Here is a 25,109-nt window from a genome sequence, read left to right on the forward strand (position 1 = left end):
GACGATGTCCAGGTCGCTCTGTGAGCGAATAATCTTAAAGGCGGATCAGCAGGCACGCAGTCTTCTCCCGAGCGCCCTGATACTGACCCCGATTGTTTACAAAATGCTTTTCAAGCAGCATCAAAATTAATGGCCGAAAATGATGAGCTTTTTAATTGTTTTGTGATTGGTTGCTCATTGCGCAACGCTTGCCGATGCAAGGTTGGCGATCGAGCTCTACATCAAGGTGATTGATATGTTGCGATTAGGATCTCTCTATCCTTCGAAGTTCCTCGCATTTGCCTGCACGGCCGTTGTTGCGTTGGGTGTTTTTGAACCTACTGTTGTCCGAGCCGCCGAAAACGACAGCATCCGTATAGCCGTCGAGGGCGCATTTCCACCATTCAACTATGTCGATTCCAATAACCAGCTTCAGGGATTCGACGTGGATATTGCCAAGGCCCTTTGCGAGACCGCGAAATTGAAGTGCGAATTCGTCATCCAGGAATGGACGGCGATGATCCCGAACCTGCTCGACAACAACTATGACGCGATCATTTCGTCGATGTCGATGAGCGCGGAGCGGCGCCAAAAGGTTGCCTTCACCCAGAAATATTATGACAGTCCGACGGTCTTCATCGCGCGCAAAAACGACGACATCGCCGGCACGTCACCCGATGATCTGAAGAAACTGCGGCTCGGCGTGACGGCAGCAACCTCCCAGGAATCCTACGCCAAGAAATTCTACAGCGCTGTCGCGACGACCGTGTTCCAAGCGTCTCCGGATCTTTACAAGGGTCTTGCCGACGGCAGGGTCGATATCATCCTGGAAGACAAGCTCGCGGTCTACGACTGGCTCGCAAACACCAAGGCGGGTGGCTGCTGCGCGTTCAAGGGCGAAGATATCAAAAATACCGAATATTTCGGCGACGGAGCCGGCATCGCCGTGCGCCCTTCCGACAAGGAGTTGCTGGACAAGCTCAATGCTGCGCTCGAAGAGATCGAGGCTAACGACACCTACGATACGATCAACGCCAAGTACTTTCCGTTCAGCATCCGTTGAAGGCGTCGGGCCGAATTTCCTTGATCGCTGCGGTTGGCCCTATGGACCTGCCGCAGCATCGTTTGCCCCCTACTGAGTACGTTCCCAATGTTTGCGGGCTCGCCACAGCACCGTTTCGTCCGCATAACCCAGGACTTGAGCAAGCTCTTTCATTCTGACTGCGCCGTTCTGTTTCTGCAGCACAAGGATACTTTGGCGGTATTCCCGCATGAGATCTCTCAACGACGTCCCCTGCTCGGAGAGGCGCCGTTGCAGGGTTCGCGGCGAAAGGCTGAGCTCCTGCGAAAGCCCGACGAGCGTGATGGGCTTGTGTCCCAGATAGATCCCGATCAATGATCGGACATGATCGACGGTCGAATCCGACTGCAACAACCTGCCGCTCAGATCCGCGATATGGCGCTCCAGGACCGCCGCCAAATCGGGCTGTTCCTGCCGGTAGACGCGGCGGGCGTCTTGCCCCGAAACCACGATGCGATTGGCAGACTCGCCAAATTTTAAAGGAGCCCGGAAAATCCGTTGCAAGGTCGTTGGATCGCGAGGCGCCCGATGTTCAAAATGGACTTCGACGGGTCTCCATCCGCGTGCGAAGCAGGCACGGACAAGCTGGCAGGATGCGGCCAGTGTGAACTCGCTGTCCTGCCGCCTCGGCCAGAGCCTGGGATCGTCAAGGCGGTAGCTCCAGATGAGATTGCCGTCTTCCTGAAAGACACCGGAATTGGTGCCGCTCTGGACGGTGTTCACATATTTCGCCAATCGTTCGAAGCCGGCATGGATGGTGCTCGATATGGAAAAGAGCACGCCGATCGGGCCGATATCGCTCGGCTTGAACAGGGTTCCAAGCAATGCGCCGATCGTCGGATCTCCGACGATCGATGCCGCATCTTCGAAGATCGCCACATATCGGTTCATGGGGACCATGGCATAGGGATCGTCAAGCTGGCTGCGCAGAAGACCATGAAGGGCAAGCAGTACATCTGCCTTGCCGGATTTCCGATCGATTTGTTCGATGAGCGGCAGCAGCACAGACGCACGAATTGAAGCAAATATCTGCGTCGACGTGCCGGTTTGCTGGGCAGATGACATGTTTTTGTTCCCCGCCGCCAGTGATGGCGCAAATTATCGATTCATTGGCATGAACTGCAATTTTGGGGCCAATCGGTCGGGGCTACCGTGTTGACGAAAATCAAAAACAGGGGTTCTCATGACAACGCAAACCACTTTGGGAAATCCTCCCGATCGCCTCGCGAAAAACTCCGTCGGCCTTGCCCATATCGTCTTCTTCGTCGTAGCAGCGGCAGCGCCGCTCACCGCCGTTGTCGGTGCGACGCCCGCCGCTTTCGCTTTCGGCAATGGACCCGGTGTACCGGGTGCCTTCGTCCTGGCGGGGATTCTCTATCTCATCTTCTCGGCCGGCTTCACGGCGATGGGCCGGCATGTTGGCGGAACGGGGGCCTTCTACACCTACATCACGCAGGGCATCGGCAAGCCGGCCGGTGTCGGCGGTGCGCTGATGGCGCTTTTGACCTATTCGTCGGTACAGATCGCCATCTACGGATTGTTCGGTGTCTTCATGAGCGGCGCCGTGGCATCGATCGCAGCGCTTCCGTGGTGGGCTTGGTCCTTTGCCGCACTCGTGGCCGTCCATCTTTGCGGCCAGCGAAACATTGCCTTTTCCGGCACGATCCTCGGGATCTGCATGCTGGCTGAAGTGGCAATCCTGCTGCTTCTCGACATCGGGATTGTGCTGACCGGCGGCGGGCCGGATGGTTTCAGCCTCTCCTCCTTCAGCCCGGCCACCGTGTTTTCGCCGGGCCTCGGCGTGGCGCTCGTCTTTGTGGTTGGCTCCTTCATCGGCTTCGAGGCCACCGCTATCTTTGCAGAAGAGGCAGAAAATCCGGAAAAGACGATCCCGCGCGCAACCTATGCCGCCGTTTTGCTGATTACCGTCTTCTATGCGCTGTCGACCTGGGCCATCGTGCAGTTCTATGGTCCTTCGAAGGTGCAGGCGACGGCCGGCAGCGGCTTGGAAACCTTCTATTTTGTCGCTGCAGACACCATCCTCGGACAATGGTCGTCGCAGGTGATGAATGTCCTGCTGATCACCAGCCTCTTTGCCTGCATCCTGTCCTTCCACAACACGCTGAACCGGTATTTCTACGCGCTTGGGCGCGAAGGGCTGGTGGTCAGGGCTTTGGGCAAGGTTCATCCGGTCCATGGTTCGCCCTATATCGCGGGTACCGTCCAGAGCGCCTTTGCTGCGCTAGCGCTTGTCTGCTTCATCGCAGCTGGTGCCGATCCCTATACCGTCGTCTTTTCCTGGATGTCTGCTCTGGCCGTTCTCGGGATCCTGGCTGTTCAGGCCCTCGTCTGCGTAGCAATCGTTCTGTTCTTCCGGGGATCGCCGCATCGCTACAGTCTATGGACCACGGCGGTGGCACCGCTCCTGGCGCTGGTCGGTATCCTCGGCTCGATCGTCCTCGTCATCATCAACCTGCCGCTCCTGTCGGGATCGGAAAGCGTGATCGTGAAATCCTTCCCGCTGCTGGTGGTGCTGACCGGCCTGATCGGGGCCGCCTTTGCGATGCGCATCAGGACCGTGAAGCCTGAACTCTATGCTTCGCTCGGAAAGGCATTCGAATGACGAGACTTCAACCTTTGACCCTCGTCGACCGGATGTCGCTGATCATCTTGATGGCTTTGACGACAGTCACAATCCTGGTGGCGGCAGAAGCACACGCATTTTGTTCTGTCTTCTGCATCCATGGTGATCGCACGCCCGAAATGGACATCTGCGCCGGCCGCTGAGGCTGAGCCCCGCAGTGCGCAGCCGGATGCGCACTGTCCACCATCCAAAGCACATGAAAGACTGACAATGGACGCCGTTTTAGAAACGCTCGCCTATCCGCTCGACCCGCTGAGTCTGACAGAGATCTCGGAAGCCGTCGCAATTCTGAAGGACGAAAAGCATCTGCCGCAATCGATCCGCTTCCCGATCATTCGCCTGGAGGAGCCGACAAAATCCGACATGGCCGTGCATCGCGAAGGAGGGAAGCTTCCCCGGCTGGCATTTGTCCTGTCGCTGGATTCCAGCTCGGGCGAGGTTCGTGAATCGATCGTCGACCTGTCAAAAAAAGCTGTCGTCGAGCACAAGAGGCTGCCGCTTGAATCAGCGCCTTACGGGCAGCCACCCGTCATGCTTTGCGAGTTCGAGACCGTCGAGGCAACCGTCAAATCGGACCCTCGCTGGATTGCCGCGGTCAAGAAGCGCGGCATCACCGACGAGGATATTCCGCTCGTCCAGATCGACCCTTTTTCTTCGGGTTTCTTTGGACGAGAATTCGAGAAGGGCGCCCGGATCGTCCGCGCCGTTTCGTACTGGCGCGAGGATATCCGCGACAATGGCTACGCCCATCCGATCGAAGGGGTCGTTGCTGTTGTCGACCTGATCAGCAATCAAGTGGTCGATCTCGTCGATGACGAGATTGTCATTCCGGTCCCGAAGAAGAAGCGCAATTATGGACAGGAGGCCTTTCCCGATGTCCGCCAGGATGTAAAGCCACTCAACATCGTGCAGCCGCAGGGGCCAGGCTTCTCGGTCGACGGCTGGACGGTGCAATGGCAGGACTGGTCGTTTCGCGTCGGTTTTACGCCTCGCGAAGGTCTCGTCCTGCATGAGCTTGGGATTAAAAACGGCGGCAAGCTTCGTCCCGTGATCTTCCGTGCCTCGGTGACGGAAATGGTCGTGCCCTATGCCGATCCGACCGCCAACCACTATTGGAAGAGCGCTTTCGACGCCGGGGAGTATGGCCTGGGGCGGCTCGCCAACAGCCTTGAGCTCGGCTGCGATTGCCTTGGCCAGATACACTATTTCGACATCCCGTCGGCCGATGATTTCGGCCAGCCGGTGATGATGAAGAACGCCGTTTGCATGCATGAGGAGGATTTTGGGATCCTCTGGAAGCACTACGAGTTCAGAAACGGCATTTTTGAAGTGAGGAGATCGCGCCGTCTCGTCATTTCCTTCTTCGCTACCGTCGGCAATTATGACTACGGCTTCTACTGGTATCTCTACCAGGATGGCACTATCCAGCTCGAAGCAAAGCTGACCGGCATTATCCAGACAGCCGCCGTGGCGAGCGGCCAGAAATATGCCTGGGGTGGAATGGTCGACGACAATCTCGGCGGCCCGACCCACCAGCATTTCTTCAATGCTCGCCTGCACATGGATATTGATGGCGGCGGAAATACCGTCACCGAGCATGAGTTCCAGCCACGCCCATGGGGCGAGGACAATCCCTATGGCAATGTCTTCGATACGAAGACGAAGATCTTGAAACGGGAGCTCGACAGTCCTGCCGTCGCCAATGGCGAGACCGGCCGGTATTGGAAGGTCCAGAACCCCAATGAGCATAATTCCGTGGGAAATGCGCCCGGCTACAAAATGGTCGTCATGCCAAGTCCCCTGATGCTCGCCCAGGAGGGATCGACGGTTGCTCAGCGCGGCGGCTTTGCCAAGAAGCACATCTGGGTGACGGCTTTCGACGCGAAGGAAAAATATGCGTCCGGCGACTATCCGAATGTGCATGCAGGTGGGGACGGCCTGCCGAAATATGTCGAGAGCAACCGGAATATCGAAAATGCCGATATCGTGCTCTGGCATTCTTTCGGGCATACGCATGTCTGCAAACCGGAGGATTTTCCGATCATGCCGGTGGAATATGCAGGCTTTACCCTGAAGCCGAACGGTTTCTTCGACAGCAACATCGCCATGAACCTCCCCGCTGCCCGCAATGAGCACAGCCGTGACAACCACGGCTCGGTCGCTTCCGATCAGGGGGATAAGGCCAGCGGTAGTTGCTGCGGACATTGACGGGGATCGCCTGCAGATAAGGGGCGACTGGAAAGGTCGCCCCTTATCTACAGGCTACCCTCAGCTCTCGGTAATGCGCCGATCCTCGTCGGAGCCGACCGAGAGCTGCTTCCAGTCGAGATCTTCCTGCAATTCGAGATACTGCGTCGCGCCGATCTTATCCTTGTCGCGCAATTCCTCGAGGCGTTGTCGCTGGGCGATCACGGCGGCGATCGTCAGCTTGCGACGGCGCACGAGCGGCGAGGTCTCGCCGGCCTCCGAGGGCACCGTCCAGTGATCCTTGCAGATCGTTCGGATGGCCTCCGCCTCAGCGCCACCTTCCTTCTCCAGCCGCTCAAATGCAGCTTCGGCAAGCGAGCGCCTTGCGGCTTCCAGCTCGTCTCGAACTTGCGCCTGCCGCCCAAGTTTCAGGAAATGGATCATCGGGGCGAGTGTCGCTCCCTGGATGACGAGTGTTGCGAGCACCACCGCAAAAGCCGTCAGCACGACGAGGTCCCGTTCAGGAAAATCGGCAGGCAGGGCAAAGGCGGTAGCGAGCGTCACGAGGCCGCGCATGCCGGACCAGCCGACGAGAAAGGTCTCCCCATGCCTGAAAGGCGACAGCAGCTTGCCGCGCCGGTGGCGTGAGATGACGTATACGTGCAGCAGGAAAGCCATCGCCAGACGTGTCAGGATCACAGCGACCACAACGATGGCTGCAAAAGCGAGCGCTCGCTCGAGCTCGCCAGCGGACATGGATTCCAGGATGCTGCGGGCCTGCAGGCCCATGAGCAGGAAGGCGACGACGTTCAGCAGGAAAACGACGGTCGTCCACACGGCGAAGGAATGCACCCGCATGCGCGGGGAATCGTCGACCGTCGACAGCATCGCGATTGTCATGGCGCTCGCAACCGTTGCCAGCACGGCAGAGAGGTGCAGATGCTCGGCGATCAGCCAGGTCGAAAAGGCATAGACGAACTGAAGCAGCGTGCCGCCGACGGTATTCTCGGTGATTGGCCGAAGCCGTGAGACGAAGAAGCCGAAGACGATGCCGAACAAAATGCCGCCGGGTGCAGCAAAGCCGATCTGAAGTGCAGTCATGCTATCGAGCCCGCCGCGCGCCTGAACCGTGAGTGCTGCTCCGAACAGCAGCAGCGCCGTCGCATCGTTGAACAGGCTTTCACCCTTGAGCAGCGCATCGACACGGCGATCGACCGGCAGATTGGAGAGCACCGCGGTCGCCGCCGCAGCGTCCGGCGGCGCAACGATGGCGCCGAGCGTGACGGCCACCGCGATCGGCAGGCCGACGGTCAGCATGCTGATCGAGACGACCACGCCTGTCGTCACCAGAACGGCAATGACGGCATAGAAGATCAGCGGCAGCAACATGCGCCGCGCTGCCCCCATCGGGAAGTCATAGGCGGAATCGACCAAGACCGGAGCGATGAACAAGGCAAGCGCCGTCGGCGGATCGATCGGGATGACAGGGGCACCGGGCAACATTGCCACGCCGACACCGGCGGCAGCCAGAATGCCGGGATAGGGCAGGTGCATGCGCCGGGTAATCTGCAGGAGCAGGATGGCGACGGCGAGCAGGGCAACGAGTGTTTCGAAGAAGGTCATGTCGGCATAGTAGCAGGCTTTCGGGCGCATTGAAGCGGGTGGAGCTCCCATGTAAAGCTTAGGCCTATCAAGGTGGTGACAAAGCGCGGAGCGAAACCGTGACGATAGACTACGACGTGGCTGTTATCGGCGCCGGTGCAGCAGGCATTGCCGCGGCACGAAAACTGGCTGAGGCCGGACGCTCGGTCGTCATTCTCGAAGCCAGCAACCGGGTCGGCGGCCGGGCCTGGACGGTCGAACTGTCAGGCATGCCGCTCGATATGGGCTGCGGCTGGCTGCACTCTGCAGAGCGCAATCCGCTCGTTGCCATCGGCCGGGATGCGGGCTTCACGATCGAGCGCGGACCGACGGCCTGGCAGAGCCAGTGGCGCGATCTCGGTTTCTTGCCGGAGGAACGTGCAGCTGCTGCCGCGGCCTGGGAGGCGCTCGAAGAGCGGCTGCGCACCAATCCGCCGGCAAGCGACAGGGCCTCGGATGCGCTGGTGCCGGACAGTGAGTGGAACGCTTATTGCCAGTCGCTCAGCGGCTATGTGAACGGTGCGCCGCTGGAGCGGTTGTCGGTTGCCGATTTCCTTGCCTATGACAATGCCGCAACCGATGCCAATTGGCGCGTGCACGAAGGCTATGGAAGCCTGATCGCCGCTGTCGTTCCCGATGTGAGCCTGCGTCTGTCGACGCCGGTGCGCCGTGTCGCGCTGACCGGTGGGGGGGTCCGACTTGAAACCGATCGCGGCCCGGTTAGTGCGGCTGCTGCGATCGTCACGGTCTCGACCAATGTTCTTGCCCGCGGCACCATCGCCTTCGACTCTGAAGCCGATGAGCATCTGCATGCCGCAGCGCAACTGCCACTCGGCCTCGCCGACAAGCTCTTCATGGAGCTTCACGGCAATCATGGCCTCGAGCCGGAAACGCATCTGCTCGGCGATGCCAGGAACGATGCGACCGGCAGCTACTACATAAGGCCGCTCGGACGCCCCGTCGTTGAAGGCTTCTTCGGCGGCAAGGGCGCCGTCGTCATCGAACAGGCCGGCCTGCTCGACGCCTTCGTCTTCGCCTTTGAGCAGCTGTCATCGCTCTTGGGGAACAACATCCGCCGCCACCTGCGGCCGCTCGCAGCCTCGTCCTGGTGCCACACGGATTGGGTTCGCGGCTCCTACAGCCATGCGCTGCCCGGCCATTCTGGCGCCCGCACCGTACTCGCTCGATCAGTCGGCGGCCGATTGTTCTTCGCCGGTGAGGCAACGCATCATTCGGACTTTTCGACCGCGCATGGCGCTTGGGAAAGCGGGTTGCGGGCTGCTGATGAGGCGATCGGCGGCGGTGGCTAGGGTCGGCTTAAATATGAGCCAAATCCATCTCCGTTTCTCAGGTGACGGGCGGATAGTACTCCATCAATCGTCGTCCCGGTCGATTTCGTCCATTCGTGCTCCCAAACACTTCCAAGCTTCATCGATGGACTTGGCCTCGGTGGGGTAGGCCTTATAGGCGTCATAGGCGGCCGCAACCTCCGTGCGCAGCCAGTGCTCGACGGCGTTCTCATGCTCCTGCAACGCCCATAAACTTTCGCGCATGACTTCATTCTCCGAGGGGTAATCGCCGTTGGACATTCGTGCTTAGCGAATGGACGGAGAGGCCGTCGATCCTGCCTCTCCGATACACCGATACAGCTGTGATATGGAGAATCGACCAGGCGATCTTGTCGCTTATTGCAGCGTTCGGCCCTGGAGCTGCCCCGCGGCGAAGTCCGGTACGACAGTGGTCGCTCCAGCGCCGTCAAGGCCGGTCGCGACGACCGAGACGCGGAACCGGCCGTCCAAGCTGCGGTCGAAGATCGCGCCGACGACGATTTCGGCGTCGTCCTGCACTTCGTCGCGAATGCGGCTGGCGGCCTCGTCGACTTCGAAGAGCGTCATGTCCGAGCCGCCGGAGATCGAGATCAGCACGCCCTTGGCGCCTCTCATCGAAATATCGTCGAGCAGCGGGTTGGCGATCGCAGCTTCCGCCGCCTTCATCGCGCGGGCCTCGCCGGCCGCTTCGCCCGTGCCCATCATCGCCCGGCCCATGCCGCGCATGACCGATTTCACATCGGCGAAATCGAGGTTGATCAGGCCTTCCTTGACGATCAAGTCGGTGATGCAGCCCACGCCGGAATAGAGCACGCGGTCTGCTGTCATGAAGGCATCGGCGAAGGTGGTCTTCGCGTCCGCAATGCGGAAAAGATTCTGGTTCGGAATGACGATGACGGTATCGGCCGCCTGGCGCAGCGCCTCGATGCCGGCTTCAGCCATCTTCATGCGGCGATTGCCTTCAAAGGTGAAGGGCTTGGTGACGACGCCGACCGTGAGGATGCCGGCCGAGCGGGCCGCATGCGCAATGACGGGTGCTGCACCCGTGCCGGTGCCACCGCCCATGCCGGCGGTGACGAAACACATATGCGAGCCGCTCAGGTGATCCATGATCTCGTCGAGCGATTCCTCGGCGGCGGCGCGCCCGACCTCCGGAAGGGAGCCGGCGCCGAGGCCCTCGGTGACATGCGCACCGAGCTGGATGCGGCGCGAAGCCTTGGAGGTTGCCAGCACCTGGGCATCCGTATTGGCGGCGATGAAGTCGACACCCGCCAGTTTCTCGGCGATCATGTTGTTGATCGCGTTTCCGCCGCCGCCGCCGACGCCAATCACCGTAATCTGCGGCCGTAGTCCCGTAATGCCGCTCTTGGCGTCTGTCATCGAACTCTCCTTTTGTCCCTCGTGCGTGCTCCGCCCGTCGCGGTCCGCGAATCGCACGTCACATTAAGCATGCAACAAGGCAGAGGCGGGGCGGGCTTTGCAATATCCAAAGGGATTTCAGCACTCGATCATATTCAAATTGATCCTCAAGGATCGCATCAGCCGCGATTGCTTTGCCTCGAACCGAAGTTTCGCTAAAGATGAATGCGAAACGAAGGGAGGGCGCGCATGTTTCTGTCGGATCGTCAGGGGAAGATCGTCGCGCTTGCGAAAACGTCGGGCCGGGTGCTGGTCGATGATCTGGCAACGCAGTTTGCCGTGACACCGCAAACGATCCGCAAGGATCTGAACGATCTTTGCGATGCGCAGCTCCTGACGCGTATTCACGGCGGCGCAACCTTCCCGCGGGGCACGGAAAACGTCCGTTACGACGCAAGGCGTCAGATCGCCGCGAGCGAAAAACAGGCGATCGGTGTTGCCGCAGCCGACCTCATCCCCAACAACAGTTCGCTCTTCATCAATATCGGCACGACGACGGAAGCCGTGGGTGAAGCGCTCTCCGATCATCACGAGTTGATGGTGATCACCAATAATATCAATGTCGCCAATAGATTACGACTGATAGACCATATCGAGGTGGTGATTGCCGGCGGCGTGGTGCGCCAGTCCGATGGCGGCATCGTCGGCGAGGCGGCCGTCGATTTCATCCGGCAGTTCAAGGTCGATTATGCCGTGATCGGCGCTTCGGCGATTGATCCGGATGGTGCGCTTCTCGATTATGATTTTCGCGAGGTGAAGGTGGCGCAGGCGATCATCGCCAATGCCAGGCATGTTATCCTGGTTGCGGATTCGACCAAGTTCGAGCGCACCGCGCCGGTGCGGATCGGCCAGATTTCGCAGGTCCATACCTTCATCACCGACCAATGCGATTCGCCGTCCATCCGCAATATCTGTCAGCAGAGCGGCGTCGTTCTGATCGAAGCGGCGAAAGCAAACCGCTGATTTCTGTGGCGGAAAACATTCGTTTGACATTCGGAATATTTTCGGTTTAATCATCCTTACTTTCGTAATGGTTGGGGGGAACCGTTGCGCTGTTCTGGTGCAACGAGGGGGAACATGGGCCGAATCCACGATATTTTCGTCATTGGCGGCGGGATCAACGGCTGCGGCATTGCGCGTGATGCGGTTGGCCGTGGTTATACGGTCGCGCTTGCCGAGATGAACGATTTCGCCTCCGGTACCTCGTCGGGCGCCACCAAGCTCATCCATGGCGGGTTGCGGTATCTCGAACATTACGAGTTCCGTCTGGTGCGTGAATCCTTGATGGAACGCGAGATCCTCTGGGCCATGGCCCCGCATATCATCTGGCCGCTGCGCTTCGTGCTGCCCTACCACCGGGGGGGCATCCGGCCGGCCTGGATGATCCGGCTTGGCCTCTTCCTCTATGACCATTTGGGTGGCCGCAAGCTGTTGCCGCCGACGGCAGTGCTCGACATGCGCACCGATCCGGCCGCCAGACCGCTGAAGGCGCTCTTCACCAAAGCTTTCGAATATTCCGACGGCTGGGTCGACGATGCCCGCATGGTGGTGCTGAATGCCCGCGATGCCGCCGACAAGGGGGCGCTGATCATGCCGCGCACCAAGGTCGTGTCAGCCAAGCAAGAGAAGGGTGCCCAGGAAGGTGGCATCTGGACGATCGAGACGGTCAACACGGTGACGGGCACGAGCGAGCGGCATCAGGCCCGCATGCTGATCAATGCCGCCGGTCCCTGGGTCGATCATGTCATCCGCTCCGCATTCGGCCATAACGAGGCCCACCATGTGCGCCTCGTGCAGGGAAGCCACATCATCGTCAGGAAGAAGTTCGAGGACCCGCGCGCCTATTTCTTCCAGAACCCCGACAACCGCATCATCTTCGCCATCCCCTACGAGACCGACTTCACCCTGATCGGCACCACCGACCGTGACTACACCGCCGATCCGAAGGACGTGAAGATCTCCGAGGAGGAGACCATCTATCTCTGCAATGCGGCCTCGGAATATTTCAAGGAGCCGGTCAGACCCGAGGATATCGTCTGGACCTATTCGGCGGTGCGCCCGCTCTTCGACGACGGGGCCTCCAAGGCGCAGGAAGCCACACGTGACTACGTCTTGAAGGTCGAGGGCAAGGCGGGCGAGGCGCCGCTTCTCAATGTCTTCGGCGGCAAGCTCACCACCTACCGGCGTCTGTCGGAACATGCGCTTGAGAAGATCGGCGAGGCGATCGGCGTCAAGGGCAGGCCGTGGACGGCGGGCAGCCATCTGCCGGGCGGTGATTTCCCGGTGCAGGGTTATGAGGGCGAAGTTAGCAAGCTGAAGAGCCGCTATCCGTTCCTGACTGATGCCCATGCCCGCCGGCTCACCCGCCGCTATGGCACCAGGGCAACCGTCCTTCTCGGCAGCGCCCAGAGGATCGAGGACCTCGGCAGGCTCTTCGGTGCCGATCTCTATGAGGCCGAGGTCGAATATCTCGTCCAATATGAATGGGCCAGAAACGCGCAAGACGTGCTCTGGCGAAGAACAAAGGATGGCCTGCGTCTTTCGAAAGAGCAGGTGAGTTTACTGGAGGAGTACATGGCTGCCATGCCGGCGAAGATGGCCGGGTAAGGTGGCGTGTGGTCCCCGTTGCGAGGAGGCACGGGAATCGGAATGCTGGAGCTGCGAAACGCCGCCAAGATGGTGGGCGCGGACTATCATATCTATCCGACCGATCTGGTTCTCGAGCGTGGCACGCTGAATGTCCTGCTCGGGCCGACCCTGTCGGGCAAGACGTCGCTGATGCGGCTGATGGCGGGGCTTGACCGGCCGACCGAAGGCTCCGTGTATTTCGACGGCGCCGATGTCACCGGCATGCCGGTGCAGAAGCGCAACGTTGCCATGGTCTACCAGCAGTTCATCAACTATCCGGCACTGACCGTCTACGAGAACATCGCCTCGCCGATGCGCATTTCCGGCAAGGATGCCGCCACGATCGACCGCGACGTGCGCAAGGCGGCCGAACTTCTGAAACTGACGCCCTATCTCGATCGCACGCCGCTCAATCTCTCCGGCGGCCAGCAGCAGCGCACCGCCCTTGCGCGCGCCCTCGTCAAGAATGCCAGCCTCGTGTTGATGGACGAGCCGCTTGCCAATCTCGACTACAAGCTGCGCGAGGAATTGCGCGAGGAACTGCCGAAGATCTTTGCCCAGTCGGGGGCGATTTTCGTTTATGCCACGACCGAGCCTTCCGAGGCGCTGCTGCTCGGTGGCAATACCGCGACGCTGAACGCCGGCCAGGTCACGCAGTTCGGGCCTACGATCGAGGTCTATCGCCGGCCTGTCGATCTTGCCACCGCCGGCATCTTTGCCGATCCGCCGCTGAATTCCATCGAAGTCACCAAGTCAGGTCACGTCTTTGTGCGCCCAGGCGGGGGCTCGCTTCCGGTTCCTTCACATCTCGCAATGGTGCCGGACGGACCTGTGACCATCGCCTTTCATCCGCACCATCTCGGTCTTGCGCCGCAGACCGGCGATGCGGCCCGCCTGCAGGCGCGCACGCTGGTCTCCGAAATCACCGGTTCGGAGAGCTTCGTCCATCTGGACTATGACGGCGTGCGCTGGGTGATGCTGGCGCATGGCATTCACGACATCGATCCGGACATGGACATCGAGGCCTTTCTCGACATGCGCCACTTGATGGCCTTCGGCCCCGACGGGCGCGCCATCGCCACGGTCGCAAAGGTTTAGGAGAGCACAATGGCACGTATCACGCTCGACCATATCCGCCACGCCTACGGCGCCAATCCGAAGAGCGACAAGGATTATTCGCTGAAGGAGGTCGACCACGAGTGGAACGACGGCGGCGCCTATGCGCTGCTCGGCCCTTCTGGCTGCGGCAAGACCACGCTGCTCAACATCATCTCCGGTCTCCTGCAGCCGTCGCACGGACGCATCCTGTTCGACGGCAAGGATGTGACCGACCTTTCGACCCAAAGCCGTAACATCGCCCAGGTCTTCCAGTTTCCGGTCATCTACGACACGATGACGGTCTACGATAATCTCGCCTTTCCGCTGCGCAACCGCGGCGTAGCCGAAGCGGATGTCGACCGGCGCGTCCGCGATATCCTCGAGATGATCGACCTCGCCGGCTGGGCGCGACGCAAGGCGCAAGGACTGACGGCCGACCAGAAGCAGAAGATCTCGCTTGGGCGCGGGCTGGTGCGCAACGACGTCAATGCCATCCTGTTCGATGAGCCGCTGACCGTCATCGATCCGCATATGAAATGGGTGCTGCGCTCGCAGCTGAAACGGCTGCACAAGCAGTTCGGCTTCACCATGGTCTACGTCACCCACGATCAGACGGAGGCGCTGACCTTCGCCGATAAGGTCGTCGTCATGTATGACGGCCAGATCGTCCAGATCGGCACGCCGGCCGAACTCTTCGAGCGCCCAAGACACACCTTCGTCGGCTATTTCATCGGCTCGCCCGGCATGAACGTCATGCCGGCAAAGATCGACGGCAGCACCGTCAGGGTCGGCGACGAGACGCTGACGCTCGATTATGCGCCGAAGACCGAGGGCGCGGCCAAGACCGAGCTCGGCATCCGGCCGGAATTCATCCGACTCGGACGCGAAGGCATGCCTGTCTCGGTGAGCAAGGTCGAGGATATCGGCCGGCAGAAGATCGTGCGTGCTCGTTTTGCTGACCAGCCGATTGCAATCGTCGTGCCCGAGGACGGCGAAATCCCTGATGACGCCCGGGTCAGCTTTGATCCCGCGGCTATCAGCATTTACGCCGACAGCTGGCGCGTCGGCAGGGAGGCCTGACCATGCAGAAGACGTGGAACAACAAAGCCTGGTTTCTGGTCCTGCCGGTGCTGCTGCTCGTGGCGTTCTCGGCCGTCATCCCGCTGATGACCGTCGTCAACTATTCGGTTCAGGATACGTTCGGCAATAACGAGTTCTTCTGGGCCGGCACCGACTGGTTCGTCCAGACCCTGCATTCCGACCGGTTCTGGGACGCATTGCAGCGCAACCTGCTCTTCTCCTTCATCATCCTGGCGCTGCAAATTCCGCTCGGCATCTTCATCGCGCTCAACATGCCGAAATCCGGGCCGGGTGTTCCCGTCTGCCTCGTCTTGATGGCGCTGCCGCTGCTCATTCCGTGGAACGTCGTCGGCACGATCTGGCAGGTCTTCGGCCGTGTCGATATCGGCCTGCTCGGCCATACGCTGGAAGCGATCGGCCTCGACTACAATTATGTGCGCGACCCGGTCGATGCCTGGGTGACCATCATCATCATGGACGTCTGGCACTGGACGAGCCTCGTTGTGCTGCTCTGCTATGCCGGCCTCGTTTCGATCCCGGATGCCTATTATCAGGCCGCCAAGATCGATGGGGCCTCGCGCTGGTCCGTGTTCCGCTACATCCAGTTGCCGAAGATGAAGCGTGTGCTTTTGATCGCCGTGCTCTTACGTTTCATGGACAGTTTCATGATCTATACCGAACCCTTCGTCGTCACCGGCGGCGGTCCCGGCAACTCGACGACCTTCCTCTCCATCGATCTGGTGAAGATGGCGGTCGGCCAGTTCGATCTCGGCCCGGCGGCGGCCATGTCGATCATCTACTTCCTCATCGTCCTGCTGCTCTCCTGGGTGTTCTACACCGTGATGACCAGCGGCGACGCGAACGGTTGAAGGAGGGCACAGACATGACCAGCAAATACAAACCTGCCGGCAGCTTTTCCTGGCTCGTCCCGACCGTTTACATTATCTTCCTGATCCTGCCGATCTACTGGCTCGTCAATATGAGCTTCAAGGAGAATGCCGAGATCACCGGCGCCTTCTCGCTCTGGCCGACGAACCCGACGCTGCGCAACTATGCGGTCATCTTCACCGATCCGTCCTGGTACAACGGCTATATCAACTCAATCATCTACGTGGTGATGAACACGGTGATCTCGGTCGCCGCAGCACTGCCGGCTGCCTACGCCTTCTCGCGCTACCGCTTCCTCGGCGACAAGCACCTGTTCTTCTGGCTGCTTACCAACCGCATGGCGCCGCCGGCCGTCTTCGCGCTGCCCTTCTTCCAGCTTTATTCGGCTTTTGGGCTGATCGACACGCATATTGCTGTGGCGCTGGCGCACTGCCTCTTCAACGTGCCGCTGGCGGTCTGGATCCTCGAAGGTTTCATGTCGGGCGTGCCGAAGGAGATCGACGAGACCGCCTATATCGATGGCTATTCGTTCCCGCGCTTCTTCGTGAAGATCTTCATGCCGCTGATTGCAAGTGGTGTCGGCGTCGCTGCCTTCTTCTGCTTCATGTTCTCGTGGGTTGAGCTCTTGCTCGCCCGCACGCTGACGACGACGGCGGCAAAGCCGATCTCGGCGATCATGACGCGCACGGTTTCGGCGGCCGGCATGGACTGGGGCGTGCTGGCGGCAGCCGGCGTGCTGACCATCATTCCCGGCGCGCTCGTTATCTATTTCGTTCGCAACTATATCGCCAAGGGCTTTGCCCTGGGCCGCGTCTGAGGAGGATCGGACATGAGCTTTTCCTGGATGGCCTGGACGCTGCCGACGGCGCTCTTCTTCCTGACGATCCTTCTGCTGCTGATCGGCATGAGCGTCTGGGAATATTTTTCGCCGGGAGGCGCGCCGCGCGTTGGCTTGCTTCGTTTCGAGACGACGCGCGGCGACCGGCTGTTCATTTCGCTGCTTGGCGCAGCATTCATTCATCTTGCATGGCTGGGTCTGGGTGGACCCAACCTGTGGTGGGCTCTTGGCATCTCCGTGATCTACGCCATCGGTGTGTTCCGTTACGTGTGATGCCAAGGTGATACGGATGGCCGGGGGTACTGGCCGCCTGAGACGTGAGAACTGCAATCGCAAACCCTGGGAGGATATTATGCGACGGCATCTACTAACGACGACAGCAGGCATTTTGCTGGCTATGGCGGGCTCCGCTTATGCCGGCATGGATGAGGCGAAGACCTTCCTAGACAAGGAGATCGGCGACGTCTCGACACTGACGCGTGCCGACCAGGAAAAGGAAATGCAGTGGTTCATCGACGCTGCCAAGCCTTTCGCCGGCATGGACATCAAGGTGGTTTCGGAAACGATTACCACACACGAATATGAATCGAAGGTGCTGGCGCCTGCCTTCACCGCGATTACCGGCATCAAGATCACCCACGACCTGATTGGCGAGGGTGACGTCGTTGAAAAGCTGCAGACGCAGATGCAGTCGGGCGAGAATATCTATGACGCCTATATCAACGACTCGGACCTGATCGGCACCCATTGGCGCTATCAGCAGGCCCGCAGCCTGACCGACTGGATGGCCAACGAAGGCAAGGACGTCACCAATCCTGGCCTCGACATCGACGATTTCATCGGCAAGTCCTTCACCACGGCGCCGGACGGCAAGCTCTATCAGCTGCCCGACCAGCAGTTCGCAAACCTCTACTGGTTCCGCTACGATTGGTTCAACGACGAGAAGAACAAGGCGGACTTCAAGGCGAAGTACGGCTACGATCTCGGCGTGCCGGTCAACTGGTCGGCTTATGAGGACATTGCCGAGTTCTTCACCGGCCGCGATATCGACGGCAAGAAGGTCTACGGTCACATGGACTACGGCAAGAAGGATCCGTCGCTCGGCTGGCGCTTCACCGATGCTTGGCTCTCCATGGCCGGCAATGGCGACAAGGGTATCCCGAACGGCAAGCCCGTCGATGAGTGGGGCATCAAGGTCGATGAGAACTCCCGCCCGGTCGGCTCCTGCGTGGCCCGTGGCGGCGATACCAACGGCCCGGCAGCGGTCTATTCCATCCAGAAATATCTGGACTGGATGAAGGCGTATGCACCGGCCGCCGCTCAAGGCATGACCTTCTCCGAATCCGGCCCGGTCCCCTCGCAGGGCGAAGTCGCCCAGCAGATGTTCACCTACACGGCCTTCACCGCCGACTTCGTCAAGCCGGGCCTGCCGGTCGTCAACGCAGACGGCACGCCGAAATGGCGTTTCGCACCGAGCCCGCATGGCGTCTACTGGAAGGACGGCATGAAGCTCGGCTATCAGGATGCCGGCTCCTGGACGCTGATGAAGTCCACGCCTGATGATCGCGCCAAGGCGGCCTGGCTCTATGCCCAGTTCGTCACGTCAAAGACTGTCGATGTGAAGAAGAGCCACATGGGCCTGACCTTCATCCGCCAGTCGACGCTGGACCACAAGTCCTTCACCGATCGTGCGCCGAAGCTCGGCGGCCTGATCGAGTTCTACCGTTCGCCGGCCCGTCTGCAGTGGTCGCCGACCGGTACCAACGTTCCTGACTATCCGAAGCTCGCGCAGCTCTGGTGGCAGGCGATCGGTGATGCCTCCTCCGGCGCAAAGACTGCGCAGGAAGCCATGGACTCGCTTTGCTCCGAGCAGGAAAAGGTGCTGCAGCGCCTCGAGCGCGCCAAGGTTCAGGGCGATATCGGCCCAAAACTCGCCGAGGAGCATGATCTCGCTTACTGGAACGCGGATGCGGTGAAGAAGGGCAACCTCGCTCCGCAGCTGAAGATCGAAAACGAGAAGGAAAAGCCCGTCACCGTCAACTATGACGAGCTCGTCAAGAGCTGGGCTGAAGCCAAGAAATAGGCTGTTTGACCGGGTCCAGGCCCGGCAGCCATCAGACCTTCCCGGCACGCCGCCGGGAAGGTCGACACCACTTCCAAGTACAAAACGAGGACAAGCCGTCGTTCCGACGGAACGATGGCTGCTGCGCAGGAAAGAGATGTCATGAGTGGCCATATCCTTGCCATCGACCAGGGCACGACATCGTCGCGGGCAATTCTCTTCGACCCTCAGATGCGGATCGCATCGTCGGCCCAGACGGAGATCACCCAGTATTTCCCGCAGACCGGCTGGGTGGAGCATGATGCGGCCGAAATCTGGGACACGGTGCTTTCGACCGCGCGCGATGCGCTGGCAAGGAGCGGCGTGGCGCCTGGTGCGATTGCTGCCGTCGGTATCACCAACCAGCGCGAAACGGCCGTCGTCTGGGAAAGAGCCACCGGCCGGCCGCTCTACAAAGCAATCGTCTGGCAGGACCGGCGCACGGCTGAAATGTGCGACCGGCTGAAAGTCGATGGCTACGAAAAGCTTTTTACCGCCAAGACCGGCCTGCTCCTCGATCCCTATTTCTCGGGCACGAAGCTGCGCTGGCTGCTCGACAATGTCGAAGGCCTACGCACCCGGGCGGAGGCTGGCGAGGTCTGTTTCGGCACCATCGACAGCTGGATCATCTACAAGCTGACCGGCGGGCGGGCGCATGTCACCGATGCGACCAACGCCTCGCGCACCCTGCTCTACAATATCGCCGAGAATTGCTGGGACGACGAGCTTCTCGAGATCCTGCGCATCCCGCGTGGCCTGCTGCCTGAGGTCAAGGACAGTGCCGGCACCTTCGGTTTGGTCGATCCCGGCATTTTCGGCGCCGCGATCCCGATCCTCGGGGTTGCGGGCGACCAGCAGGCGGCAACGATCGGCAACGCCTGTTTCGAGCCGGGCATGATGAAATCGACCTACGGCACCGGCTGTTTTGCGCTCCTGAACACCGGTGATGATATGGTGCGGTCGAAGAACCGGCTTTTGACCACCATTGCTTACCGCCTGAACGGCAAGACGACCTATGCGCTGGAGGGATCGATCTTCATCGCGGGGGCTGCAGTGCAATGGCTCCGCGACGGCCTCGGCATCATCGAAAATGCGTCGGAAACCGGAGCATTGGCTGACAGAGCCGATCCGCAGCAAAGGGTCTATGTCGTGCCCGCCTTTACCGGGCTCGGCGCTCCCTATTGGGATCCGGAGGCACGCGGCGCGATCTTCGGCCTGACGCGCAACAGCGGCCCGGCGGAATTGACGCGCGCTGTGCTGGAATCGGTTGCCTACCAGACACTCGACCTTCTGGTGGCGATGCGGAGCGATTGGGGCGACCATCCGATCGAAACCGTCCTTCGCGTCGATGGCGGCATGTCGGCCTCCGAATGGACCATGCAGCATCTCGCCAATATACTTTCGAGCCCCGTCGATCGGGCCGCAACGCTGGAGACGACGGCGCTTGGTGCGGCCTGGCTTGCAGGATCGCAGGCGGGTGTCTGGCCGGGTCAAAGCGAGTTTGCCCGCGCCTGGGCGCGCGACCGCAGCTTTCAGCCTGACATGACGGAGATCGACCGGCAGGCGAGAATTGTCGGATGGCGCAATGCGATTGCGCGAACACTCAGTACTGTGACCTGACTGGAGCGGACCACTATCGTGAAAAGAGCCGGGCGGCGTCAGGCCGCCCGGCCTGCCTGTCTATTTGGTCGTTCAGGCGTCGAGTCTGCTCTGCGTCTGTCGGTCGAAGAAATGCACCTTGGGCGTAGCAAAGGACAGCTTGACGCGCTGCTCCGGAACAAGGCTCACGCGCTCGCGCACGACCCAGGTGAGCTCCTTGCCCTCGACCTCAACGGCGACATGGGTTTCCGAGCCGGTCGGCTCGACAACTTTCACGATTGCCTCGACGCCTTCGTCTCCGCCGAGCGAAATGTCCTCAGGGCGGATGCCGAGCGTCAGCGGCTTGCCGGCGGAATTGGCCGGTGCCTGTGAGAGTTTCACACGAGCGCCGCCGGGAAGGGCGAGGCTCGGGCTACTGGAATTCTCAAGCGTGCCCTCCAGGAAATTCATTGCCGGTGAGCCGAGGAAGCCGGCGACGAAGATATTGCGCGGCCGGTCGTAGAGCTCGAGAGGGCTGCCGATCTGCTCCACCCTGCCACCCTGTAACACGACGATCTTGTCGGCCATGGTCATCGCCTCGATCTGGTCATGCGTGACATAGACGATCGTCGTCTTCAGACGTTGATGCAGGGCCTTGATCTCGGCCCGCATCTTGACGCGGAGTTTGGCGTCGAGGTTCGACAGCGGCTCGTCGAAGAGAAAGACTTTTGGGTCGCGAACAATGGCGCGGCCCATGGCGACACGCTGGCGCTGGCCGCCCGAAAGCTGCGCCGGTTTGCGCTCCAGCAGCGGCTGCAGGCCGAGGATGGCGGCAGCTTCGGAGACTTTCCTGTCGATCTCCGGCCGCTTGGTGCCGGCCAGCTCCAGCGCAAAGCCCATGTTCTGGGCGACCGTCATCTGCGGATAGAGCGCGTAGTTCTGAAAGACCATGGCGATATCACGATCCTTCGGCTGCAGATTATTGACGACGCGGCCGTCGATGCTGATCTTGCCGGCGCTGATCTCCTCGAGGCCGGCAATCATGCGTAACAGCGTTGACTTGCCGCAGCCCGACGGTCCGACAAGGATGACAAACTCGCCATCGGCGATCTCGACATCGATGCCGTGGATGATGTCGACCGAACCGAAGGATTTCTTGACTTTATTGATGCTCAACCCGGACATGGGCTCTCCTTCTATGCTTAGCGCTTTCTACGCACGCGCAGCGCTTGATGCGGCTTGCGGGGAAGCTTGACGCCGAAGGCCGCATCCGGCTTGCCACCACGCACGATCGCGCCATGACGGGTGGGATGCGGGATGGGGGCTGCGACCTTTTCGGCCGGTGTGATCGTCATCTCCCAGGTGTCGATGATATCGACGTCGTAATCGGTGCCGTCGAGCGGCAGGCCTGATGACCAGATGACCGGCTGATGCTCGCCGAGATAGATCAGCCGGAAATCGCCGTCGCCGTCCCGCGCACCTGAGACGCGTGACCAGGGCCATTCGCCGAGAACGCCGAGCGGTTCCAGCCCGTGCCTGACGTCGGCCTCGAGCAGACCGCGCAGGAAGCCGATGCGCTTCCAGGCCTCGCCGCGCAGCTCGCCGCCCTTGGCCCACCAGATCAGGTCGTCCGGATGCGAATAGGTCTCGCCATGGCCGGCATAACCGCCGCGCGCCATGGTGATCCAGTAGCGGTGCACCAGTTCCTGGGCCGAAAGATTGCCCCAGGACTGCACGATGTCGCCCTCATATTCCGGCTCGTCGTTGACGACCGGCTTGCCATAGGCGTTGCGCCATTCCTGCGTGCGCTTGACGTCGGGGTTCTGGATGCAGGTATGCGTCACCCAGGGTTTGCGATGGTCGAAGTTTGCCGTCACGTCGCCATTATGGATCGAGCGCAGGTGCTGGTAGGGATCGTTTTCCTCCAGGATATGGAAGTAGCGGTCCCATTGCTCCATCGGCTTGGTGTCGATCAGGAAGTCGTATTCGTTGGCAAGCGACCACCAGACGTTCCTGTAGGCGGAAAGCCGCGCTGCAAGATAGGCGACATAGCGGAAATCCTGCTCGGCCGACATGTCGGCATAACCCCAGCGGTCATAGGGGTGGAAGATAATGATATCGGCCTCGATGCCGAGCGCGCAGAGGGCTGCCACCTGCCGGTCGAAATGCTGGAAGAGGGCAGGGTTCGGCCGGTCGAAATCTAGCCTGCCGTCGGCACCCGTTTCGAAGCAGGCGTGCAGGGGCTCGTTGGTATTATAGGGATAATCCTTCGGGAAGACGCCCATGCGGATCTTGTTGAAGCGGGTTTTCTTCAGCGTCTCCAGTGTCTGGTTCTGCATCTCCAGCGGCTGATGCGTCCAGGCATAACAGGTCGTGCCGAAGGAGAAGAAGGGCGTGCCGTCGGCATAACCGAAGTGGAACTTGTTGCGCACGCGCACCGGACCGTGATTGCCGGCGGAAGGGGCCGTTGCCGCAAACGAGCCGGTCTTGCCCTCGAGGGTAGCCGTCTTCGACCGCGTCCTGAAGGACCATTCACCCTCGGTATCGGGCATGAAGCGGATGCGGTAGATGCCGTTGCCGTCATAAAAGCCCGGCACGCGGACCTCGCGGCTCTTATGCGTGAACACGGCATCGAATGCCACGTCGAGATAGGGATTGCCTTCGGACGGGCCGGCGAAACCCGCTTCAAACACGCCCCATTTTTCGACTGCTGCATCGGACATATGTCTCTCCTCGAAGAACAAGATTTCGGTATCAGCCCTTGACGGCCCCGGAGGTCAGTCCGGACACGAAGTAGCGCTGGAACATGAGATAGACGATCGTCGCCGGCAGGACGGTCATGACGATCGCGGCGTTGAGCTGGCCGTAATTGCTGGAAAACTGCCCCTGGAACGACATGAGGCCGAGCGGCAGCGTCCACATGTGCTGGTCCTGTAAAAGGACGAGTGCCATGGCGAATTCGTTCCAGGTGGAGACGAAGTCGAGGATCAGCAGGGCGGCGAGAACCGGCAGGCAGACCGGCAGGAAGATCCGCCGAAAGATGGTGACATGCGTCGCTCCGTCGATGAGGGCCGCTTCCGACAGTTCCTTCGGAATGCCCTTGAAGAAGCCGTGCAGGATGAAGACCTGGTAGGGGACGCCGAAGGCGATATAGGGCAGGATGACGCCCGGATAGGTATCGATCAGCCCGAAGGAATTCACCAGCGTGAAGAGCGGGGCCAGCATCACCTGGAAGGGGATCATCGTACCGAAGACGACGAGCAGCAGCAGCGCCTTACTGATCCTGAGCTTGATCTTGGCAAGCGCGTAAGCCGCCATCGCCGACAGCGCGAGGCCGAGCGGGACCTTGATCACGGTGATGATGACGCTGTTGAAGAAGGAGCTTGCGAAATTGCCGCGGCTCCAGGCGTCGACATAGTTCTGGACGGCGAGTTCGGTCGGCGGCATGAATGCGCCGGTGCTGGTGACCGCAGCCGGTGTCTTCAGCGAGGTGAAGACGATGAAGACGAAGGGTGCGACCCAGATCAGCGCGACAATGATGAGCGCAATCCACAAGCCGATGAGGATGGGATCCCGCTTTAGGCGAAGGGGTTTGGTATCGATGTCGATATCATCGGCTTGCGCTCCGAGAACTGTCACGATTCGACCTCCTCATGCTTTTGCGTCCAGCGCAGATAAGGGATGACGATCGCCATGGTGATCAAAAGCAGCACCACGGAGATCGCAGCACCGCGGCCGAAATCGAAGATCTGCATCGCCTGGGTAAAAGCCCAAAGCGCCAGCATTTGGGTCGACTGGGCGGGTCCGCCGCCGGTCAGGCCGTAGACGATATCGAAGGCCTTCAGTGACGAGATGATCGACAGCACCAGAACGATGGTGATGGTGGGGCGCAATGCCGGCAGGGTGACATGCTTGAACACGGCCCAGCGGCCGGCGCCGTCGATGCGGGCGGCTTCGACCAGCGTCTGCGAGACGTTCTGGAGACCCGCCAGGAAGAGCACCATCGAGAAGCCGACGGTCTGCCAGAGATAGGCGATGAAAACGGAATAGAGTGCAATGTCCTTGTTGCCGAGCCAGTCCTTGATCCAGGTCTGCATGCCCCATGACGTCAGTATCTGGCTGAACAGGCCGAAGAAAGGGTCGTACATCCACTTCCACATGGTGGCGACGGCGATCGGCGCGATGATGACCGGCAGGTAGAAGATCGCCCGCAGCCCGTTGCGGCCGAAAATCTTCTGGTTGAGGCTGAGAGCCAGCAGCAGCCCGACCAGCGGCGGGAAGATCAGGCTCATCAGCGTCCAGATCACGGTGTTCTTGAAGGCGACCCAGAAGACAGGATCGCGCGTGAAGATCGCCGAATAATTCGCAAGGCCGACGAAGGGGCGTTGCGGATCGAGCCCGTTCCATTTCTGGAAGCTTATAATAACTACGTTCAGCATCGGGTAGAGCGCGAAGATCGCGTAGATGGCCAGAGCCGGGACGAGCAGGATGAAGGCCTGCACGCGCGGATCATGCGTTGTTTGGCGCAAAGACATTCTCACCTCCGGGGCAGGATATCCACCCTGCCGGTCTTGCGGATGCGGCGCCAGCTGACCGACAAGGTGTCGACCGGCCGGCGT

22 protein-coding genes are annotated in these 25,109 nt (G+C 60.6%); 14 read left to right on the plus strand and 8 right to left on the minus strand.

Going from position 1 to position 25,109, the window contains the following annotated elements; genetic code table 11:
- The first annotated feature begins 235 nt into the window (after positions 1-235).
- Positions 236-1,042: a transporter substrate-binding domain-containing protein gene (locus KQ933_RS22870; protein WP_216760123.1), complete on the plus strand. Its 807-nt coding sequence runs from the start codon at positions 236-238 to the stop codon at positions 1,040-1,042.
- Between the two features lie 69 nt (positions 1,043-1,111).
- Here the strand turns inward: KQ933_RS22870 and KQ933_RS22875 are convergent, their stop codons facing one another.
- Complete coding sequence (locus KQ933_RS22875; protein WP_216760124.1) at positions 1,112-2,125, minus strand: AraC family transcriptional regulator; 1,014 nt, start codon at positions 2,123-2,125, stop codon at positions 1,112-1,114.
- A 118-nt stretch (positions 2,126-2,243) separates the two neighbouring features.
- Here KQ933_RS22875 and KQ933_RS22880 point away from each other — a divergent pair, with 118 nt between their 5' ends.
- The 3 genes from KQ933_RS22880 to KQ933_RS22890 all read left to right on the plus strand — a co-directional run bounded on the left by KQ933_RS22880 (position 2,244) and on the right by KQ933_RS22890 (position 5,912).
- The gene (locus KQ933_RS22880; protein ID WP_216760125.1) at positions 2,244-3,683 is read left to right on the plus strand and encodes an APC family permease; all 1,440 of its coding nucleotides are present in this window, start codon (positions 2,244-2,246) and stop codon (positions 3,681-3,683) included.
- Entirely contained in the window at positions 3,680-3,847 is a 168-nt protein-coding gene (locus KQ933_RS22885) for a hypothetical protein (protein WP_183800235.1), read from the plus strand. The genes KQ933_RS22880 and KQ933_RS22885 overlap by 4 nt, the downstream gene beginning before the upstream one ends.
- Positions 3,848-3,914: 67 nt before the next feature.
- Entirely contained in the window at positions 3,915-5,912 is a 1,998-nt protein-coding gene (locus KQ933_RS22890; RefSeq protein WP_216760126.1) for a primary-amine oxidase, read from the plus strand.
- A gap of 60 nt (positions 5,913-5,972) precedes the next feature.
- Here KQ933_RS22890 and KQ933_RS22895 read toward each other — a convergent pair whose 3' ends face one another.
- Positions 5,973-7,514: a sodium:proton antiporter gene (locus KQ933_RS22895; protein WP_216760781.1), complete on the minus strand. Its 1,542-nt coding sequence runs from the start codon at positions 7,512-7,514 to the stop codon at positions 5,973-5,975.
- A gap of 104 nt (positions 7,515-7,618) precedes the next feature.
- Here KQ933_RS22895 and KQ933_RS22900 point away from each other — a divergent pair, with 104 nt between their 5' ends.
- Positions 7,619-8,842, plus strand: a complete 1,224-nt coding sequence (locus KQ933_RS22900) for an NAD(P)/FAD-dependent oxidoreductase (RefSeq protein WP_216760782.1) — start codon at positions 7,619-7,621, stop codon at positions 8,840-8,842.
- Between the two features lie 63 nt (positions 8,843-8,905).
- Here KQ933_RS22900 and KQ933_RS22905 read toward each other — a convergent pair whose 3' ends face one another.
- Complete coding sequence (locus tag KQ933_RS22905) at positions 8,906-9,085, minus strand: hypothetical protein (RefSeq protein ID WP_253958399.1); 180 nt, start codon at positions 9,083-9,085, stop codon at positions 8,906-8,908.
- Positions 9,086-9,217: 132 nt separating this feature from the next.
- Positions 9,218-10,240, minus strand: a complete 1,023-nt coding sequence (gene ftsZ / locus KQ933_RS22910; RefSeq protein ID WP_216760127.1) for a cell division protein FtsZ — start codon at positions 10,238-10,240, stop codon at positions 9,218-9,220.
- A 228-nt stretch (positions 10,241-10,468) separates the two neighbouring features.
- Here ftsZ and KQ933_RS22915 point away from each other — a divergent pair, with 228 nt between their 5' ends.
- The 9 genes from KQ933_RS22915 (at position 10,469) to glpK (ending at position 20,532) form a co-directional block, all read left to right on the plus strand.
- Positions 10,469-11,242 (plus strand): DeoR/GlpR family DNA-binding transcription regulator, encoded by a 774-nt coding sequence (locus KQ933_RS22915; protein ID WP_216760128.1) that lies wholly within the window; start codon positions 10,469-10,471, stop codon positions 11,240-11,242.
- 114 nt (positions 11,243-11,356) lie between these two features.
- The gene (gene glpD, locus KQ933_RS22920) at positions 11,357-12,886 is read left to right on the plus strand and encodes a glycerol-3-phosphate dehydrogenase (RefSeq protein ID WP_216760129.1); all 1,530 of its coding nucleotides are present in this window, start codon (positions 11,357-11,359) and stop codon (positions 12,884-12,886) included.
- Between the two features lie 42 nt (positions 12,887-12,928).
- A complete protein-coding gene (locus tag KQ933_RS22925) occupies positions 12,929-14,005 on the plus strand; it encodes an ABC transporter ATP-binding protein (protein WP_216760130.1) in 1,077 nt (358 codons plus the stop codon).
- Between the two features lie 9 nt (positions 14,006-14,014).
- Positions 14,015-15,085 (plus strand): ABC transporter ATP-binding protein, encoded by a 1,071-nt coding sequence (locus KQ933_RS22930; protein WP_216760131.1) that lies wholly within the window; start codon positions 14,015-14,017, stop codon positions 15,083-15,085.
- Positions 15,086-15,087: 2 nt separating this feature from the next.
- Positions 15,088-15,954 (plus strand): carbohydrate ABC transporter permease, encoded by an 867-nt coding sequence (locus KQ933_RS22935; RefSeq protein ID WP_216760132.1) that lies wholly within the window; start codon positions 15,088-15,090, stop codon positions 15,952-15,954.
- 14 nt (positions 15,955-15,968) lie between these two features.
- Positions 15,969-16,790 carry a carbohydrate ABC transporter permease gene (locus KQ933_RS22940; RefSeq protein WP_216760133.1) on the plus strand — a complete coding sequence of 274 codons (822 nt, stop codon included), beginning with the start codon at positions 15,969-15,971 and terminating at the stop codon, positions 16,788-16,790.
- Positions 16,791-16,802: 12 nt separating this feature from the next.
- Positions 16,803-17,084 carry a DUF2160 domain-containing protein gene (locus KQ933_RS22945; protein WP_216760134.1) on the plus strand — a complete coding sequence of 94 codons (282 nt, stop codon included), beginning with the start codon at positions 16,803-16,805 and terminating at the stop codon, positions 17,082-17,084.
- A gap of 79 nt (positions 17,085-17,163) precedes the next feature.
- Complete coding sequence (locus KQ933_RS22950) at positions 17,164-18,894, plus strand: ABC transporter substrate-binding protein (RefSeq protein ID WP_216760135.1); 1,731 nt, start codon at positions 17,164-17,166, stop codon at positions 18,892-18,894.
- Positions 18,895-19,035: 141 nt separating this feature from the next.
- Positions 19,036-20,532 carry a glycerol kinase GlpK gene (gene glpK, locus KQ933_RS22955; RefSeq protein ID WP_216760136.1) on the plus strand — a complete coding sequence of 499 codons (1,497 nt, stop codon included), beginning with the start codon at positions 19,036-19,038 and terminating at the stop codon, positions 20,530-20,532.
- A 72-nt stretch (positions 20,533-20,604) separates the two neighbouring features.
- Here glpK and KQ933_RS22960 read toward each other — a convergent pair whose 3' ends face one another.
- Genes KQ933_RS22960 through KQ933_RS22975 form a run of 4 tightly spaced genes read right to left on the minus strand, consistent with a single transcriptional unit; the run spans position 20,605 to position 25,025 of the window.
- Positions 20,605-21,675 (minus strand): ABC transporter ATP-binding protein, encoded by a 1,071-nt coding sequence (locus tag KQ933_RS22960; RefSeq protein ID WP_216760137.1) that lies wholly within the window; start codon positions 21,673-21,675, stop codon positions 20,605-20,607.
- Between the two features lie 17 nt (positions 21,676-21,692).
- On the minus strand, positions 21,693-23,213 hold the full coding sequence (locus KQ933_RS22965) for a DUF5060 domain-containing protein (RefSeq protein WP_216760138.1): 1,521 nt from the start codon (positions 23,211-23,213) through the stop codon (positions 21,693-21,695).
- Between the two features lie 31 nt (positions 23,214-23,244).
- On the minus strand, positions 23,245-24,129 hold the full coding sequence (locus KQ933_RS22970; RefSeq protein ID WP_216760139.1) for a carbohydrate ABC transporter permease: 885 nt from the start codon (positions 24,127-24,129) through the stop codon (positions 23,245-23,247).
- Entirely contained in the window at positions 24,126-25,025 is a 900-nt protein-coding gene (locus KQ933_RS22975) for a carbohydrate ABC transporter permease (RefSeq protein ID WP_216760140.1), read from the minus strand. Before KQ933_RS22975 ends, KQ933_RS22970 begins: the two co-directional genes overlap by 4 nt.
- Positions 25,026-25,109: the final 84 nt, after the last annotated feature.

Source organism: Rhizobium sp. WYJ-E13 (assembly GCF_018987265.1).
In the GTDB taxonomy this organism is placed as follows: Bacteria; Pseudomonadota; Alphaproteobacteria; order Rhizobiales; family Rhizobiaceae; genus Rhizobium.